Genomic DNA, 11,865 nt, shown 5'->3' with positions numbered 1-11,865 from the left:
CGCCGGTCGGCGGCGGCCACCGGCGCGTTCAGCAGCGGCGCGGGGTGCGCGGGTCCGCCGGGTCGGGCTCGGGGGACTCGTCGATGGTCATCGTGGCAGCGCGGGCGTTGACCAGCAGGGCCAACAGCCACGTTCGGATGGCCAGCCGGTCGGCCAGCGGTGCGCCTCGTCCGGCCACCGTCACCGAGCCGGGGTGAGCCGGACCGCCGCCGCGTGACCGGCGGGGTCGCTCACGGCGATCAGAGTGGCCGCGCGCAGCGGGCCGGTCAGGGCCTCCGCGACGGTCAGCAGCCCGCCGGCGCCGGCGCGGTCGACCGGTTGCGGCCGCGGGACGAATGATGCGGTCCGGCCGGCCGGGTCGGCCCCAGCGGCCGCCCGGCGGGCCCCGGCGGCCGGGTCGCGGTCCCAGGACTCGGCGAACCCGGCCAGGACGGCCAGGGCACGCGCACCCCGGGCGGCCACGTGGCCGGCCGACTCGAGCACCACCACCACCGCCACCTCGGCCTGCGGGAGAGAGCCGCGGACCGGCGACGGGACGTCCACCGCCGCCACGACGGCGACGTCGAGGTCGCCCGCCGCCACCCAGTCGGCCGCCGCCACCAGCGCACTCAGGCCCGAGCACGAGCCGCTCGCGAAGGTCATCACCGCGCCCCGGGCGCCGAGCCCTTTGGACAACTCGGAGGCGGCGCCGTTGTAGCTGGACTGCGGCGCCAGCACCGGGCTCAGCGTCGTCGGGCCGGCGCAGAATCCGTCGCGCAGGGCCTCGAGGTACATGCCGAGGCCGGCCGCCGTCGACCCGACGAAGACACCGGTCCGTTGCGGATCCGCCGGAGGCACATCCAGGCCGGCCGAGTCGGCGGCGTGGTGCAGCAGGCGCGCTTCGGGGCTGAGCCGGCGCAGTTGACGCCGTCCGAGCGGCGCCGGGGCCGGGTACGCCTCGGCCGGGATCCGGACCGGCCACGTCGTCCGCGAGCCGGGGTAGGTGTCGGCCGCCGAGATCTCCGGTCCGGTCCGGACGGTGCCGGTGAGCGCGTGGACCCCGGTCAGCAGCAGCTCAGTCACGGCCGTACCCCGATCCGATCCGCGCGAAGACACTGCAGGAAATGTTGCCGCCGAAGCCGAACGCGTTGTTCAGCGCGACGTCGACCCGGCCGTGCCGAGGCTCGCCCAGCACCAGCTCGAGCCGGCAGTCCGGGTCGATCCGGACGAGGTTGGCGGTCGCCGGGATCACCGAGTCGCGGATGGCGAGCAGGCAGCCGATCGCCTCGATCAGGCTGGCCGCCCCGTGCATGTGCCCGAGCGCACCCTTGAGCGAGGTCACCGGCAGGGCGTCGGTGACCGGGCCGAAGACCTCGCGGATCGCCTGCGCCTCGATGGTGTCGTTGGCCCGGGTGCCGGTGCCGTGGGCGCTGATGTGACCGATGTCGGCCGGGTCCAGCCGGGCCGAGGTCAGGGCGGCCCGCATCGCGGCCTTCGCACCGCGGCCCTGCGGGTGCGGCGAGGTGATGTGGTACGCGTCGCTGGTGTCCGCGCAGGCCAGAACCTCGCCGTAGAGGTGCGCCCCGCGCGCCCGGGCGGACGCCTCGGACTCCACCACCAAGGCCGCGCCGCCCTCGGCCACCAGCATGCCGGTACGCTCGGCGTCGAACGGCCGCACCACGTCCCGGCTCATCGCCCGCAGGCTGCCGAACAACATGAACATGCTCGGCGCCAGCTCGTCCACGCCGCACACCACGGCCGCGTCCAGCCGGCCCGCCCGGATCGCCCGGACCGCCACGCTGAGCGCCGTGTTGCCGGCGGCGCAGGCGGTGCCGACCACCACGCTGGGCCCGGCGGCGCCGAGCTCCCGCGAGACGGCCGCCGCCAGCTCACCCGGGCCCGGCACCGGCCCGGCGTCCGGCTGAGCGGCCCCGCCCTGATGGAAGGCCAGCGCCGGCGCCTCCAGCACGCTGCGGTTGCCGAGCACCGCGCCGACGTAGACGCCGGTCCGGTCGCGGCCCGGCGGCAGGCCCGCGTCGGCCACCGCCTGACCAGCGGCCTGCAGTCCGAAGCCGAGGCACAACGGACGCCCCCGTACGCCGGCCGGCACGACCTCCCCGCCCACCGCGTCCGGCAGGCCGGGCACCGTGACCCGCTGCAGCGGGCCGGTACCCACCTTGCCGGCCAGCAGGCCCTGCCACAGCGGTTCGACGCCCACGCCCAGCGACGACACCGCCCCGAGTCCGGTCACCACCACGCGCATCGGTTCCTCCCCCGCCGTTGGTCATCCGGTCATGGCGCGCTCGAGGAAGCCGAGCACGGCCGTGCTGTACTCCGGGCCGCCGGCCCGCAATCCCTGCAGGTGCACCGCGCCCGGCACCACCTCGACCCGCGCGCCCGGGTAACGGGCCGCCATCTCCTCGACCGCGGCCACCGGCGTGATCGTGTCCCGATCGCCGACCAGCATCAGCATCGGCGGCGACCCGGCCCGTTCGACCGACGGCGGCCAGTCGGCCGGCGAGTCCAGGACCGCCGCCCCGAGCCGGCCGTAACTGCGGGCCAGCAGGGAGTAGGCCGGCCGGGCCCGCAGCGGACCCGGCACCGGCACGATGCCCGAGAGCAGGAAATTCTCCACGACCGCGGCCACGTCGAGCGTCGGCCCGCTGTCGCACACGATGGCCGCGATCGGCTCGGTCATCCGGGACACGGCGTAGAGCATCGGGAACGTGGAGAACGAGAAGCCGAAGAGGGCCAGCCGCGCGCCCTGATACCTCTCGTCGCCACGCACCTGGTCCACGACCGCCAGGACGTCGTCGGTGAACCGCCGGCTGAACGACGTCACCGACCGGTCGTCCCCGCTGCGGCCGTGATTGCGGAAGTCGAGAAGCACCACGGTGTAGCCGGCTTCGCGCAGCATCGCGGCGTGGCGCAGGCTCCAGGTCTTGTCCAGGCCGATCCCGTGTCCGACGACCACCACCCGGGCCGGATCGGCGGGCAGCACGAGCAGGTCGAGCTCGATCCGGCCGCCGTGCACCCGGACCGGCCAGTGTTCCTGGTCCCACCGCGCCAGCACGTCGCCGGCCTTGGGCTTGCGGCGCGGCGGGTGCACCATCAGGTACGCGAGGGTCAGGGCGTAGAGCGGGGCCAGGGGTGCCAGCAGCACACCGGACAGCCGGTTCCCGGAAGTCGTCATCAGCCCATCCTGCCGGCCCCGGCGGTCAACCACAGCCACCGGCGTGTCCCTGGTCCGCGCCCATGCTCGCCCGGTGCGGCTCGGCCGGCGGTTCGGCCACATCGGACGGCACGACGGCGGTTGCGGCGACGAATGCGGGCAGCCGGTCGATGCCCCAGAACTTCTCCCGGCCGGCCACGAAGAACGGCACGCCGAACACCCCGTCGCGGTGCACGGCCAGCAGTGCCCGCACGCCGGCCGCCCGCCGCTCCGGATCCTCGGCCGCCCCGGTCAGCATCTTCGGATCCAGCGACAGGTCGGCGGCGAGCGACGCCATGGTCGCCGGGTCACAGATGTCGCGGCCCTGCTGCCAGCGGGCCCGGTAGACGGCGTCGATGAATTCGCGGCCCCGGCCGGCGTCGGCGGCGACCAGGTAGGCCAGGTGCGGCACCTCCCACCGCGGTTGCCGGTCGATCGGCCAGGCCACCTCGAGGCCACGGTCGGCCGCCAGCCGCCGGACGTCCTGCAGGATGTAGAAATGCTTGGCCCGCGACATCGCCACGTACGGGAAGTCGCCCCGGGCCGACCGCAGCGCGGTCAGGCTCTGATCGTCGGGCTCGAAGAACATCCGCCACTCGACCCGGGCGGCCGTCTCGGGATAGCGGTGCAGCAGGTCGTGGTGCGCGAGCCACGAGTACGGGCTGCGCAGCGAGAAGTACCAGTGCATGCCTACCTCACATCGCTATTCCGCCGTCGACCCGGACGACCTGGCCGGTGATGTACGAGGCGCGCTCCGACGCCAGGAAGGACACCAGATCGGCGACCTCCTCGGCGGTGCCGAAGCGGCCGAGCGGGATCTGTCCCGCCGCCTTGTCCCGGACCTTGGGTGTGAGGTCCCTGGTCATGTCGGTATCGATAAAACCGGGCGCCACCACATTCGCCCGGATGCCGTACCGCCCGCATTCCTTGGCCAGCGCCAGGGTCAGGCCGATGATCCCGGCCTTGGAGGCCGAATAGTTGGCCTGGCTGGCGTTGCCGAACACGCCGGCGACCGACGACATGGTGATGATCGACCCGGTGCGGCGCTTCATCATCGAGAAGATCGCGGCCCGGCAGGCGTGGTAGACGCCGTCCAGATTGGTGCGCAACACCGTGGTCCAGTCGTCCTCGGTCATCATCACCAGGGCCCGGTCGCGCACCACGCCCGCGCACGGCACGAGCGTCGCCAGCGGGCCGAGCTTGTCCTCGACTGTGGTGACGAAGGCGCGCATCTGCTCGCCGTCGCTGACGTCGACCCGTTCGGAGACGATCTGGCCGCCGAAGCCGGCCGCGAGCTCGGCCACCTCGGCCGCCGCCTCCGCACTGGCGTGGTAGCACAGGCCCAGGTCGTACCCGTCCTCGGCGAGGCGCAGCGCGACCGCCCGGCCGATGCCGCGCGAGGCCCCGGTGACCAGCGCGACCGGCCGCGCGCTCATCGTGGCTCCCCGGCGCCGGCCAGGGACGGGCGCAGCACGTCGATCGGGCGCATCGCCATGACGAACTGCGCCACCTTCAGCACTGGTTCGCCTGCCACCACGCTCTCGCCGGTGAGGATGGCCGCGTCCGCGGTGGCTCGCAGCATCCGGACCCGGTGCTCCACTACATCGCCGGGCCGGGTGTCGCCGCCGAACTCCACGCCGTTGATCGCGCCGCCGAGCATCACCGCACCGGTGCGGACGTCCGGGTTGGGCCGATCCCAGGCGACCAGCAGCGCCGCCGCCTGGCACCAGGACTCGACGAGCAGGACCACCGGGTACGCCTCGGGTCCCGGCGCGACGGCGCCCAGGTCGGCCGCGTACCAGCTCTCGGCGTACGTGACCGCCTTGAGTGCGGTCAACCGCTCGCCCGGCACGATCTCGGTCAGCCGGTCGAGCAGCAGGATCGGATAGCGGTGCGGCAGCGCCGCGGCGATCTCGGGGGGTCCGAGGTTCATCGGCGGTCTCCTTCCCGGTCGGTCTGATAGCGCAGGCGGATCTCGGCCGCCGTGCCCCGGTCCGTTTCGGCCACGCAGCGGAACGCCCCGGCCGGATCGGTCTGCTCGATCCGGAACCGGACCTCGTCGCCGGGCAGCACCGGGCTGTGGAACCGGCTGCGTTCCACACCGGCCAGCCGCCGGGGACCGGCGACCGCGGTGATCGCCCGGTGGGCGCACTCGATGAGGAAGACCGCGGGGAACACCGGGAACCCCGGGTAGTGCCCGCGGAGCAGGGGCAGGCCGGCCTCGGCGACGGTACGGGCGATGATCACCCCGTCGGCGCCGCAGTGCGCGTGCACCGGGATGCTCAGTGCCGACCGGATGCCGGCGCTCACGCCCGGGCCGCCAGCTTGCCGGACAGCAGCTCGGCGACCGCGTCGAGCGAGGTGACCGACTTCAGCTCGGATTCCTGCATCTTGACTCCGTACTGCTTCTCGACCCGGACCACGATCTCCAGCGCCATCAGCGAGTCGACCTCGAGTTCGCTGACGAAATCGGTGTCGTCGCCGACCTCCTCGACTCCCACGTCGACAGCGTCGGCGATAAGCTGGCGCAGCTCGTCCTTGTCGACCAGCGGCTCGGTGTTGTCACTCATGGCGACCTCATCTCTCTCCGTCACCGGAGCTCATGGATTCGACCAGTCCGAGGCGGTACGCCCCGGACCGGAACTCGGGGTGCCGCAGCAGTCGGCGGTGGAACGCGAGCGTGAACAACCGCATCGCCCTGCGGTAGCCCTCGGGGTGCGGCACGCCGAAGTTGCGGTGCACGTTGTCGTCAGTGTCGCGGCCCTTGGCCGCCGGCAGCCGCGCCAGAGGTCGGCCGGCATCACGTCGATGCCGACCAGCACCCGGTCGCGCTGCGAGACCTCAGTCATCGTCTGCCTCCTCGCCGGCCCGGACCCGAATCAGGGCACAGCCGAGCGAGCCGTCCCGGTCGACCGAGGTCACCAGGGCCGTCTCGGCGGACGCCGGCGCGGGCGCGCCGGGCACCGGCAGCAGCGCGGCGATCTGGAACGCCGCCGAGGCGGCGGAGGTCTCGCCGAGCCGGCCGACCACCTCCAGCCATCGGGCCCGGGTGCCGGGCAACGCGCTGCGCAGGGCCGCGGACTCCAGCCGGCCGAGCTCGCCGGTCGGCTGCGACGGCACGACCGTATCGATGTCGTACGGCCGCAGCCCGGCTTGGTCCAGGCAGCGGGTGATGACGCGGGCCAGGACGGTGTCCGGGCTCGCGTGCCGGCCGTACACCCCGAACCCCAGCCCGAGCACCTCGGCCAGCGGTCGGCGCCCGGCGGCTCGGGCGTGCTCCTCCGGCTCGACCAGGAAGATCACACAGCCTTCGCCGAGCACCCGCTCCCGCGGATCGGTCGGGCGTTCGGTGTGGTAGTCGAGCCAGCACCGCTGGTCCGAGAACTCCTCGGCGGCGCCGCACAACAGACTCGCCGCGTACCGGCCGTGCTGCATGCGGATCGCGTAGCGCAGGGCGAGCAGGGCGGCGGTGCGCCCACCGGCGATGGTGGTGTTCGGGCCGCGCAGGCCGTACCGGATGCCGCACTGCCCGGCGGCGCAGTTCATCACCGTGTTGGGGAAGCGTGCCGGATCGACGTCGTACGGCCGGCTGCGCACCAGCGAATCCCGGGTGAAGTCCATGATGCTCTGCAGGCTGCCGTTGCTGGTGCCGAGCACCAGACCGAGCGGGTCCTCGCCCGCGGCCAGGTCGGCGCAGCCGTCCGCGAGCAGGTTGCCTACGGTCGCCACGGCCAGAGCGGTGACGCGGTCCATCGAGCGGGTGCCCTTCTTGCCCAGCGCGGCCGCCGGGGAGAAGCCGGGAATGACCGCGCCCCTGGGGTACGGCATCGCCGCGCCGTCGCCGGGCAGGGTGCTGACCGCGCTGAGCTGATCGCGGAGCCCGTCGGTGAAGGCGGCGGCGCTGGCGCCGAACGCCGACACCGCGGACCAGTGTGAGATGACCGGCCGCAGGGTCATGGCTGGGGTGCTCCTCTCGGGTAGAGCGGGTCGTCAGATTGAGACGAGTTCGCCACCGTCGACTCCGATCACGTTGCCGGTCAGCCAGGACGAGTCCGACAGCGACAGTCCGAGCACCGCCTCGCCGACGTCCTCGGGCACGGTGATGCGCCGGTGCGGGTTGCGGGTGCGCGCGAGCTCGGCCAGGGCCGGGCCGCCCGGGATGAGCTCGAGGGCGGGCGTCATGGTGATGCCGGCCCGCAGCGCGTTGATCGCGACGCCGGCCGGGGCCAGCTCGACCGCAAGCTGGCGCACGTGCGACTCCAGCGCGCACTTGGCCGCCGAGACGGCGCCGTAGGACGGCATGATCCGGGAGGTGCCCGAGCTGGTCAGGGCGTAGATCTTGGCGCCCGGCCGGAGCAGGCGGGCGCCGTGTAGGGCCTGCGTCCAATAGACCAGACTGTGCGCCATGACATCGACGGTCATCGCCATCTGGCGCGGCGCCACCGTCTCGGCCCCGGGTTCGCCGAGGTACGGCAACAGGGTGCCGAACGCCAGCGAGTGCAGGGTGATCCGCAGACCGGCCGGACCGGTGAGCCGGGCGGCCGTCTCGGTCACCTCCTCGCGGGTGCCCGACGAGGCGGCGTTGCGGTTGAAGAAGTGCGCCTCGACGCCCTGCTCGCGCAGCTCGCCGGCCAGTTCCTCGGCCATCTTCTCCCCTTCGTCGCGGTCGAAGTAGACGCCCAGGACGTTCACCCCCTCGGCCGCCAGCGCCCGGGCCGTGGCCCGGCCCATACCGCTGGAGACGCCGAGGATCAGCGCCCAGGACCCGCGCAGCGGGACAAGCATCGTGATCTCACCTGCTTCCTTCGTGCCTTCATGCCGGGGTCCGGACGGCCACCCGCGAGCGCGCGAAGGCGACGTTGCCCTCGGCGGCGGCGGCGACGACGACCAGGTCCGCGCCCGGCCGGCGAAACGACTCGCTCAGGTGGTGCAACGGTGTGAGACAGCCCGGGCCGGGCGGGTAGAGCGTCACCCGGTGCCGACGCCGGACCAGCCAGGTCAGCACCGCCGCACCGGTCGCGGTGTCGTCGGCGAACACGCTCACCGCCAGCTCCGGTTGGCCGAGCCGGGACCACACCCGGTCGAGGACCGGCTCGACCGGCTGGTCCGGCGAGAGGTGACCGGTGGCGACCTCGAAGCTTCCGTACGGGTTGAGCTCCGACCCGCCTGGATGGGGCCGGGCGCAGATCAGCGCCACCGCGCCCACGTCGCCGTCGCGGTGACCCGGTTCGCCGGGCGGCGGGCTGTCCTCCATCGCACCCAGCACGGCCAGGTCGGCCCGGCCGGCCGCGATCGAGCGCAGGCACACGGCGGCCGCCTCCAGCCCGGCGGTCCGCGGCGAGGTGATCGTCAGGTTCCCGCCGCGCAGGGCGTACTCGATGGACAGCCGGCCGGCGAACAGGCTCAGCGAGAAGAACGGGGCGAGCATCGGGCTGATGTCGTCCGAGCTGCCGCCGATGATCGCCTCGTCCATCTCGGCGAGCAGGCGGCTGCCGGCGTTGTTCGTGCCCACGAAGGCCCCGCGTCGCTCCGGCGGAACCGATCCGATCAGCTCGGCCGAGTCATCGACCGCCCGCTGCGCGGCGGCCAGCAGGTACTGGCAGGCGGCGGGCAGCCGGCGGTAGCCGCGGCCGCTGAACGAGCGGGTGATGTCGAAGTCGGTCGGCTCCCCGCCACCCTCGGTCCGCAGCGCGACCGAGCCGATGCCCCACACCTGGACCGTCCTCACGTCCCGAGCCCCTTGATCAGCAGGGAGACGTTGTTGCCGCCGAAGGCGAGCGCGTTGAGCAGGATCGCCGCCGGGCCGATCGGCACCGGCTCGTCCTGCGGGATCCACACGTCGCACTCCGGATCCTGCTCACCCAGGCGCGGGCTCGGCGGGATCAGGCCGTGCCGCAGCACCAGGGCGGCGGCCACGCAGGCGAACGCCATCGCCGCGCCGGCCGTGTGCCCGAGCGACGACTTGAGGCTGAGCAGCGGTGGGCGGTACGTGCCGAAGAACTCGCACAGGGCGCGGCTCTCCATGACGTCGTTGTGCCGGGTGCCGGTGCCGTGCGGGATCACGCAGCCGATCTGGCCGGCGCTGAGCCCGCTCTCACCGAGGGTCTCGCCCATCGCCCGCAGCAGCTGCCGGGCGGTCGGGTCGGGCGCCGTGGCGTGGTAGCCGTCGCAGCTCCAGGCGCCACCGGCGACTTCGGCGTACGGCGTCCGGCCGTGCCGGCGCGCGGTCGCGGCGTCCTGCAGGACCAGCATCGCCGCTCCCTCGCCGAAGATCGTGCCGCGGCGGTGCCGGTCGAACGGCCGGCACCGGTCGGGGTCGACCGCGCCCAGCCGGTTGAAGGCGCCCAGGGCCACCCGCGACCGGCCCTCGGCCCCGCCGACCAGCACCGTGTCGTGCTCGCCGCTGCGGATCATGTCCAGCGCCACCACCATCGCGTAGCCGCTGGCCGCGCAGGCGTTGCTGATGCTGGTGCTCGCTCCGGCCAGGCCGAGCGTCGCGCTGACCGCCGCCGCGGTCACCGCGGGCGAGTGCCAGCGCGACCTGGGACCGGAGGCACCGTCGGCGCGCCGGCTCTCGTCCACATCGGAATTGCCCATCTCGGAGCCGAAGACCAGGGCGGCCGCCCGGGTCTCGGGTTCGGTGAGCCCGGCGTCGGCGACCGCGGCCCGGCCGGCGGCGACGGCGAACCGGGCCGCCCGGCCGAGCGGCACGTCGGCCACCGCCTGCGGCCCGGCCGGCACGCCCCGGTTGTCGACCTGGTAGACCAGCGGGTACGGCATGTGGGCCAGCGGGTCATCGATCGCGGACGGTGCCGAGCGCGCCGCCAGCAGACCCCGCCAGAACGCCGGAACGTCCGCGCCGAGGCAGGAGACGGCGCCGATCCCGGTGACCACGACACTACGCAAGGTCGTCACCGCTCAGCACCCGCCGGCCGGACGGCCGGCTGACCGCGTGGTAGAGCCGGTCGTCGAAGTCGACCAGGGTCCAGTCGCTACGGTCCAGGATGACCGCGTACCCGTGGGTGATCTGGCCGGTGGCGGTGCGTACCAGCCGGCCGTCGCGCTCGACGAACCAGTCCAGCCGCGCGGTGTAGGTGGCCCGCTTGAACACCTGCTCGACGGTGAACAGGGTGTAGATCGTCTCCTCCATCAGTGCCTCGTCGAGGATTGTCACGTTGGAGTGCGGGACCACCGGAATCCAGTTCTGCTCGTCCAGCAGGGTCTTGATCGAGGCGCCGCGCTCGGCCAGGAAGACGTCCACCGCCTCCTCCATCAGGCGCAGGTAACCCGACATCTGCAGCCGCTCGGTGAAATGGCAGTAGAAGTAGGGGATCCGGCTGCGCCAGACCACCGCGTTGCCCTCGGCCGCCAGCTCGGCCACCGTCAGCGGCAGCGCCCGCCGGGCGTCGACCGGGCCGGCGTCGCGGGTGATGTGGTCGGTGACCAGATCCGAGATCGCGGACGGCGGCGGACCGGCCGGCCCGCTTCCGGCGGCGACCCGCAGCTGGACCCGGACCGTCGAGGTGACCGCCCGCACCGGGCCGGACTCGCGGTCGACCTCGATCGTGACCGCCAGGACCATCTCGCCGCCGCTGACGTCCTTGAAGGTCACCGTGGCCCGGGCCAGGTCGTCGAGGTGGAAGGCGTGCGCGATCCGGGTGTTGAGCACCACCAGGTCCAGCCCGAGGGCGTGCTGCTCGTAGAGCTTGCGCGACGGCAGGCCGCTCTGCCGGAAGTAGTCGAGCACAGCCTCCTCGACCAGGTAGTTGACGTGTTTGAAACCGATCCAGGAGCAGATGTTCGAGCCCTCGTAACGCGGGCGCACCAGCGTCTCGCTGACGGACAACAGGTCTGCGGTGGCGGGCAGGGTGGTGGTCATCGAAGCTCCTGATCTCGGGTCGGCAAGCAGTGGGCGAGCAGCAGGGCGGCGACCTCGTCGGGCCGCTCGGCCATCGGGAAATGTCCGCAGTCCGCCAGGACGTGTAGGACGGCGTGCGGCAGGTGGCGACTCAGCGCCTCGGCGTCGGACGGACGGGCCGCGAAATCGTCCGCGCCGGCGACCACGACCACCGGGCCGGGCCAGGCGCTCAGGTCCAGCGATGCGGTTTGCAGGTAGGCGTCGAAGAACCGCATCCAGCCGTACGGGCCGATCACCTCCCGCAGGCGCGCACCGAGGTCGCGCAGCAGCTCGCCGCTGACCCGGCCGCCGGAGCGGACGGTCAGCCCGGCCTCGAGGATGCGGTGGAAGTCGTTGAGGTAGTAGGTGATGTCCGACCACTCGAAGTCGGTCGGGTGCGCTCGGTAGAACGGCGAGATCAGCATCAGCGCCGGCGGCGGGCCGGCAGGCCGACGGGCCAGGTGGTGCAGCGCGAGCGTCGCCGCGTACGAGTGCGCGACGACGACGTCGCACCGGCCGCCGTCGACGCCGTCGATCGCCGCGCCGAGGGCCGCCACCGGATCGCCGCTCAGCGCCCAGTCAGGGCGGCCGCCGCTGTTCCACGGCAAAGCCGCCTCGTAGACATCACAGGTCCCGCGCAACCGGGCGGCCAGCGGCTGCCAGATTCGGGCGCCACCGGCCAGCCCCGGCAGCAACAGCACCCGGCCGGATCCGCCGCGCGGCGCCGGGAAACCCGGTGCGGGCCGAACCGTCACACTGCTCGGGCTGGGCACCACGC

16 protein-coding genes are annotated in these 11,865 nt (G+C 73.4%); all 16 read right to left on the bottom strand.

Translation table 11 applies throughout. The annotated features are described in order from the left end of the window. Positions 1–28 precede the first annotated feature (28 nt). Genes ACFYPM_RS03135 through ACFYPM_RS03060 form a run of 16 tightly spaced genes read right to left on the bottom strand, consistent with a single transcriptional unit; the run spans position 29 to position 11,860 of the window. Positions 29–184 (bottom strand): hypothetical protein, encoded by a 156-nt coding sequence (locus ACFYPM_RS03135; RefSeq protein WP_387190707.1) that lies wholly within the window; start codon positions 182–184, stop codon positions 29–31. Next, complete coding sequence (locus tag ACFYPM_RS03130; protein WP_387190704.1) at positions 181–1,062, bottom strand: beta-ketoacyl synthase N-terminal-like domain-containing protein; 882 nt, start codon at positions 1,060–1,062, stop codon at positions 181–183. Before ACFYPM_RS03130 ends, ACFYPM_RS03135 begins: the two co-directional genes overlap by 4 nt. Continuing rightward, positions 1,055–2,242: a beta-ketoacyl-[acyl-carrier-protein] synthase family protein gene (locus ACFYPM_RS03125; protein WP_387190702.1), complete on the bottom strand. Its 1,188-nt coding sequence runs from the start codon at positions 2,240–2,242 to the stop codon at positions 1,055–1,057. The genes ACFYPM_RS03130 and ACFYPM_RS03125 overlap by 8 nt, the downstream gene beginning before the upstream one ends. Positions 2,243–2,263: 21 nt before the next feature. After that, positions 2,264–3,172, bottom strand: coding sequence for an alpha/beta hydrolase (locus tag ACFYPM_RS03120; RefSeq protein WP_387190699.1), 909 nt, complete (start codon positions 3,170–3,172; stop codon positions 2,264–2,266). A gap of 25 nt (positions 3,173–3,197) precedes the next feature. Further along, a complete protein-coding gene (locus ACFYPM_RS03115; protein ID WP_387190697.1) occupies positions 3,198–3,878 on the bottom strand; it encodes a 2-hydroxychromene-2-carboxylate isomerase in 681 nt (226 codons plus the stop codon). 7 nt (positions 3,879–3,885) lie between these two features. Next, positions 3,886–4,626: a 3-oxoacyl-[acyl-carrier-protein] reductase gene (gene fabG / locus ACFYPM_RS03110; RefSeq protein ID WP_387190695.1), complete on the bottom strand. Its 741-nt coding sequence runs from the start codon at positions 4,624–4,626 to the stop codon at positions 3,886–3,888. Then, a complete protein-coding gene (locus tag ACFYPM_RS03105; protein ID WP_387190692.1) occupies positions 4,623–5,123 on the bottom strand; it encodes a 3-hydroxyacyl-ACP dehydratase FabZ family protein in 501 nt (166 codons plus the stop codon). Before ACFYPM_RS03105 ends, fabG begins: the two co-directional genes overlap by 4 nt. After that, the gene (locus ACFYPM_RS03100) at positions 5,120–5,500 is read right to left on the bottom strand and encodes a hypothetical protein (RefSeq protein WP_387190689.1); all 381 of its coding nucleotides are present in this window, start codon (positions 5,498–5,500) and stop codon (positions 5,120–5,122) included. Before ACFYPM_RS03100 ends, ACFYPM_RS03105 begins: the two co-directional genes overlap by 4 nt. Continuing rightward, positions 5,497–5,760: an acyl carrier protein gene (locus ACFYPM_RS03095; protein WP_387190686.1), complete on the bottom strand. Its 264-nt coding sequence runs from the start codon at positions 5,758–5,760 to the stop codon at positions 5,497–5,499. The genes ACFYPM_RS03100 and ACFYPM_RS03095 overlap by 4 nt, the downstream gene beginning before the upstream one ends. A gap of 7 nt (positions 5,761–5,767) precedes the next feature. After that, positions 5,768–5,977 carry a hypothetical protein gene (locus ACFYPM_RS03090; RefSeq protein WP_387191436.1) on the bottom strand — a complete coding sequence of 70 codons (210 nt, stop codon included), beginning with the start codon at positions 5,975–5,977 and terminating at the stop codon, positions 5,768–5,770. A 54-nt stretch (positions 5,978–6,031) separates the two neighbouring features. Continuing rightward, positions 6,032–7,147 carry a beta-ketoacyl synthase N-terminal-like domain-containing protein gene (locus ACFYPM_RS03085; protein ID WP_387190683.1) on the bottom strand — a complete coding sequence of 372 codons (1,116 nt, stop codon included), beginning with the start codon at positions 7,145–7,147 and terminating at the stop codon, positions 6,032–6,034. A gap of 33 nt (positions 7,148–7,180) precedes the next feature. Beyond that, positions 7,181–7,975: an SDR family oxidoreductase gene (locus tag ACFYPM_RS03080; RefSeq protein ID WP_387190680.1), complete on the bottom strand. Its 795-nt coding sequence runs from the start codon at positions 7,973–7,975 to the stop codon at positions 7,181–7,183. 28 nt (positions 7,976–8,003) lie between these two features. Continuing rightward, positions 8,004–8,918, bottom strand: a complete 915-nt coding sequence (locus ACFYPM_RS03075) for a beta-ketoacyl synthase N-terminal-like domain-containing protein (protein ID WP_387190677.1) — start codon at positions 8,916–8,918, stop codon at positions 8,004–8,006. Continuing rightward, a complete protein-coding gene (locus tag ACFYPM_RS03070; protein WP_387190674.1) occupies positions 8,915–10,105 on the bottom strand; it encodes a beta-ketoacyl-[acyl-carrier-protein] synthase family protein in 1,191 nt (396 codons plus the stop codon). Before ACFYPM_RS03070 ends, ACFYPM_RS03075 begins: the two co-directional genes overlap by 4 nt. Beyond that, positions 10,089–11,069, bottom strand: a complete 981-nt coding sequence (locus tag ACFYPM_RS03065; RefSeq protein ID WP_387190671.1) for a thioesterase — start codon at positions 11,067–11,069, stop codon at positions 10,089–10,091. The genes ACFYPM_RS03070 and ACFYPM_RS03065 overlap by 17 nt, the downstream gene beginning before the upstream one ends. Then, positions 11,066–11,860 (bottom strand): alpha/beta fold hydrolase, encoded by a 795-nt coding sequence (locus tag ACFYPM_RS03060; protein ID WP_387190668.1) that lies wholly within the window; start codon positions 11,858–11,860, stop codon positions 11,066–11,068. The genes ACFYPM_RS03065 and ACFYPM_RS03060 overlap by 4 nt, the downstream gene beginning before the upstream one ends. Positions 11,861–11,865 lie beyond the last annotated feature (5 nt).

The sequence above is a fragment of the Micromonospora sp. NPDC005203 genome, from assembly GCF_042872705.1.
In the GTDB taxonomy this organism is placed as follows: Bacteria; Actinomycetota; Actinomycetes; order Mycobacteriales; family Micromonosporaceae; genus Micromonospora.
This window is presented reverse-complemented; position numbering and strand designations above follow the sequence as displayed.